Genomic DNA, 4,384 nt, shown 5'->3' with positions numbered 1-4,384 from the left:
CAAAAATGGAGAGTTGTTGGAATAGTTTTTCAAACTCGGTTGCTTGCGGCCGAGTTTTTGATAATTATCTATGTGCCACAGCAACATCAGGTCATTGCTTTTGTAATGCCAAATCGACGTGTGTCCAAAAATAAAGTGTCGGACTACCGAACCAATGTCGCTCATATTCAAAAATTAACTGGGATGCAGTTTTTAACGGCATTACCGCAAGATGAGCGCTCTAAACTCATTGAAACAACATCTAAAATGTGGCGTGTCGGCTATGCCTAAATAAAAGGCGGCTGTTGGGCTACTCGACCCAATTAATGGGTCGTATCCTTACTCATTCCTTTGTCGTTGTATTGACTTCCTGTTGTGGCACCCTACTTGGTATCCTTATCAAGCATAGCGTCTACCTTGTCGCTGTAGTGCCATGATCACTCCTGTGATCATAAAAAATTATGCGTCCTGCGGTCGTCCAAGACTAACTCAGTCCTTAGAGTTTTTATCCTTTGCGGTTGTCCTTGCCGCTTGACTACAATGTACCATTTCGAGGTTTGTGCGCAATAAGCCAATAACAAAAAAAGAGTCTGGGTATCATGCTGTAAATTTAGAATGCTTATATATCAATGAACTAGGATAAAAAGCAGTTGTGAAGTTGCTGAAATTCACTGTATTTTCCTACACCCGTGTGAGAGATCTCTCACAAGATCATTTATACCTCTTAATTTGTTCGTGCTGAATTGGCCAGTAAAGAGTCTAAATGGGTAAAATGTGTCGGGGTTGGTGAGCTGTCTTGCTGTTGTATCATGACCCAACAAGCTTTCTTTCGCTTCTTGGATTGAAAGGTCTTTGTAGAGCACGCATTTAGTGATCAGGCGTTGCATTTGTGGTTTGGTCCAGTACTGGGTAAGTTTAAACAAACGACAGATTTGTCCCATAGAACTTTGAACATTACTAGAACTTAAAACATTCCTTCCTAACACAATTATTATACTTTAGCTGTCTTTAGCCCATGCTTTTTTAACCAATTATGGAGATTGGCTTCTGTTGTGTGATAGCGTTGCGCAATAAATTTTTGTGTTGTTCCATTAGCTAACAGATTTTCTATTTCTAGACGGAATGGATCTAATTTACTCTTGCCCGGACCCTTGGGACGACCAAGGGTAAAACCTTGTTCCTTCTTAAAACGCAAAGCTTCTTTGGTGCGTTGAGAAATTAAATCACGCTCAATTTCTGCTGCCATTGAGAATACTAGTGCCATAATTTTGCTTTGAATACTATGATCTAATTGCCAATTACCTTTAACTGAGTAAATACAAATTCCTTTCTCTGTGGCTAGAGATAAAATCTCCATGCATTCAAGCATACTACGACCAAGGCGAGAAAGCTCTGCCACAATAATCACATCCGCCTCCCTCAGCTCCTCTAGCACTTGTGCAATTTTGCGCTCATGCCAAGTTTTTTTTCCGGAAGCAATTTCTTCTATAAAATGGACCTTTCCTAGGTCATGATTGTTAGCAAAATTTAGAATATCAGCCTTGTTTTTTTCCGATATTCTGATCAGCTGTAGATACACGTAAATAAGCAACCGTTTTGCGTGTTAATGCTTCCACTTTAATTTCCATAGCTGTGCTCTTCAAAGAAAACCGAAAAACAAGATATTAAATATAACATAAAACATATAAATATCAGTGATTTATATCTAATAAAAATTATTGTAAAAATGATCATTTAAAGTATATTGTTTTAGAGTCTTTCCTGTCACCAGGAGTGCTTTATGGCAAGAATGAAAATATTTAACACGCTGGAACAGGAAGAATTCGAATCACCTCCAATATTCAGCAGTGCTGACAGGAAGAAATTCTTCTCTCTGCCTCTAACGCTTAAAAATACAATGATAAATTTACGTACCCCTAACAATAAAGTTTTCTTTTTAGTGGCTTCTGGTTATTTTAAAGCCCGCCGCAAATTTTTCGGCTGGCAGTTTCGTCAGTCGGATATACAATATGTAGCTCTTCAAATTGGTGTTAACCTCGATGAGATTACGATCAATGCTTATAGTAAGGAATCTTATGCACGTCACCAACGTATCATCTTAAATTATTTTGGTTTTAAGGCTTTTGACCTTACAGCTAAAAATTTTATTATCAAAGAAATTACCACTCTAATCAGGGTTCAATTTAGACCTAAGCTTATTATGCTAGAAAGCATTGAAACACTCATTCGTCACAACATTGCCCTTCCTAGCTATAATGTACTGGCAGATTTGATTATCACAGAGATAAACCATCAGCGAGTTTTACTTGGTGAAATTGTTGATGGTTGCCTGAGTGAAAATCAGCGTCAAAAGCTCGATGATTTGCTAGAAAAAGAGCCTAACGACAAAATAGATGGCGGCTGGCGCTATCGTTTAACTTTGCTTAAAAAGCCTTATCAATCCACCCAGCCAACAAAGATTAGGGCAAACCTTTCAGATCTGAATATTTTGCAGACCCTTTATCTTGATTTGAAAACAACTTTAAGTCAGTTAAACTTGAGCTCTGAATGTATCCGTTATTACGCCTATTCTGTGATTAAATCACAGATCCCTCAGGTTTCACGACGTGCAGATGCTGAATGATACTTTGATAGATACTCTTTTAAGCGCTGTTCAGTCAGCTGTTAACGCTGCTGAAAGAGAACAAAAGGAGGTGTATTTCAAGGAGCGCGAACAACGTAATCAATCGTTTACTATTTTAGTTGACCAACTTCGGCAGGATGTTCAAGGTACTTTATCTGAAATCAGGGCAGTTGTTGCTGATAAACAATTAACTGACAGTGAGAAACTTACTTTAATTGACACAGCTCTAAACACAGAATCAGCTAAGCCCACTAAATTAGAGCAGAAGGTTGATCAGTTTAAGAAAAATGCCGCTGAAATTCAGCAGGGACCTAATTATCTGGCTATGTTGGAAGCGCGATCCTTAAAATTACAACATCGAGTTGCCGATATTGTACGTCAGGTACGATTTGCGCCCAATTGTAGTAGTCCTGCACTATGGGAAGCCCTGTGTCATTACCAAAGTAAAGATGGAAATATTGATCAAAATGCCCCAGTAAAATTTTTTAATAAATAAACAGCGTGCAGCTTTGATAGCTAAAGATGGTAAATTTAGAGTTTCGCTGTATAAAGCTCTGCTGTTTGTTGCTGTGGCCGACGCTATTAAGTCTGGGTCGCTAAACCTAATTTATTCAAACAAATATCGCTCACTTGATGAATACTTAATTTTAAAAGCAGATTGGGAGGCTAATCGTGACGAATACTTGCGGCGTGCGCAATTAGAAAACTTCTCCAGTTGTGAGGTAACACTAAAAACCCTTGATCAATCACTCGATGTCGGTTATGAGAGATTAAATGAAAATTTCCAATCGGGAGAAAATCCATACTTAACCGTTCGCCCTAATGGGCGACTACATGTAAGCACACCAAAGCAAGAAGAAGTAGAATGCTTATCTTTAGGCACATTTTTTTCCTGATCGAAAATACATCTCTATGCTTGAAATGCTGTCTACAGTAAATCATGCTACCCATTTTCTTGATGAATTTGAGCATTGGCAGATCAAGTACCAAAGAGCTAAACCAAACAAAAAAACTTTGTTTGCTGGAATTATTGGGTATGGGTGTGATATTGGCCATCGCAAGCTAGCTCAAATATCTAAGCAGATAGATGAAGAGGAGCTTGAAAACACAGTTAACTGGTATTTTTCATTGCAAAATGTTCAAAGTGCAAATGACCGTATTCTACATTTTATGGATCAAATGAGTTTACCGAATATTTATCGACAAAATGCTAATGCGTTACACACCTCTAGTGATGGACAGAAATTCGAGGTGGCAGTAGATTCATTGAATGCCAATTACTCTTATAAATATTTGGGCAAGGATAAAGGCGTTAGCGTAGTATCGTTCATCGATATGCGTGACCTAATGTGGCATTCTACAGTGATAAGTTCAGCTGAACGTGAGGCAGCTTATGTTATAGATGGGCTGATGCACAATGATGTAATTAAAAGCGATATACACTCAACTGATACTCATGGTTATTCAGAGGTTATTTTGCAGCAACCTATCTTTTAGGTTTTGAGTTTGCTCCACGCATCAAAGGGCTTGGGCAGCAACAGCTTAGCTCATACAAAAGTCGTAGTCATTATGCTGGTTTAGGGTACACATTGTTACCAGACCGTTATATTCATGAGCCATCAATTGAGAACCAATGGGATGAAATCCTTCGTTTTATAACAACAATCAGGCTTAAGATATCCACAGCCTCCCAACTATTCAAGCGCTTGAATTCATACTCTCGGCAACACCCATTATACCGTGGGTTAAAAGAGCTTGGTAAGCTTCCAAAGAGTGTTTTTA

General features: G+C 38.5%; 4 protein-coding genes and 2 pseudogenes. 5 read left to right on the top strand and 1 reads right to left on the bottom strand.

What is annotated here, in order from left to right; translation table 11 throughout:
• A pseudogene (locus tag BGC07_RS15880) lies at positions 1-270 on the top strand (DNA/RNA non-specific endonuclease); the annotation flags it as partial.
• Positions 271-970: 700 nt separating this feature from the next.
• On the opposite strand, the gene BGC07_RS15870 reads toward BGC07_RS15880, so the two are convergent.
• Entirely contained in the window at positions 971-1,558 is a 588-nt protein-coding gene (locus tag BGC07_RS15870; RefSeq protein WP_201258187.1) for a recombinase family protein, read from the bottom strand.
• Positions 1,559-1,759: 201 nt separating this feature from the next.
• On the opposite strand from BGC07_RS15870, the gene BGC07_RS15865 reads away from it, so the two are divergent.
• From BGC07_RS15865 to BGC07_RS15850, 4 genes and pseudogenes are all read left to right on the top strand, one after another.
• On the top strand, positions 1,760-2,602 hold the full coding sequence (locus BGC07_RS15865) for a DUF4158 domain-containing protein (protein ID WP_069314047.1): 843 nt from the start codon (positions 1,760-1,762) through the stop codon (positions 2,600-2,602).
• On the top strand, positions 2,592-3,098 hold the full coding sequence (locus BGC07_RS15860) for a hypothetical protein (protein ID WP_069314046.1): 507 nt from the start codon (positions 2,592-2,594) through the stop codon (positions 3,096-3,098). Before BGC07_RS15865 ends, BGC07_RS15860 begins: the two co-directional genes overlap by 11 nt.
• Before the next feature lie 13 nt (positions 3,099-3,111).
• The gene (locus tag BGC07_RS15855; protein ID WP_069314045.1) at positions 3,112-3,498 is read left to right on the top strand and encodes a hypothetical protein; all 387 of its coding nucleotides are present in this window, start codon (positions 3,112-3,114) and stop codon (positions 3,496-3,498) included.
• Between the two features lie 16 nt (positions 3,499-3,514).
• Positions 3,515-4,384 (top strand): annotated as a pseudogene (locus tag BGC07_RS15850) (Tn3 family transposase); the annotation flags it as partial.

This window comes from Piscirickettsia litoralis (assembly GCF_001720395.1).
Lineage (GTDB): Bacteria > Pseudomonadota > Gammaproteobacteria > Piscirickettsiales > Piscirickettsiaceae > Piscirickettsia > Piscirickettsia litoralis.
Note: the sequence above shows the minus strand (reverse complement) of the source record. Positions and strands in the feature narration are given on the sequence as shown.

Excerpts from the sequence above, each read along its gene's own strand:
- BGC07_RS15865 (WP_069314047.1), top strand. The coding sequence starts at position 1,760 with ATGGCAAGAATGAAAATATTTAACACGCTGGAACAGGAAGAATTCGAA.
- BGC07_RS15860 (WP_069314046.1), top strand. The coding sequence starts at position 2,592 with ATGCTGAATGATACTTTGATAGATACTCTTTTAAGCGCTGTTCAGTCA.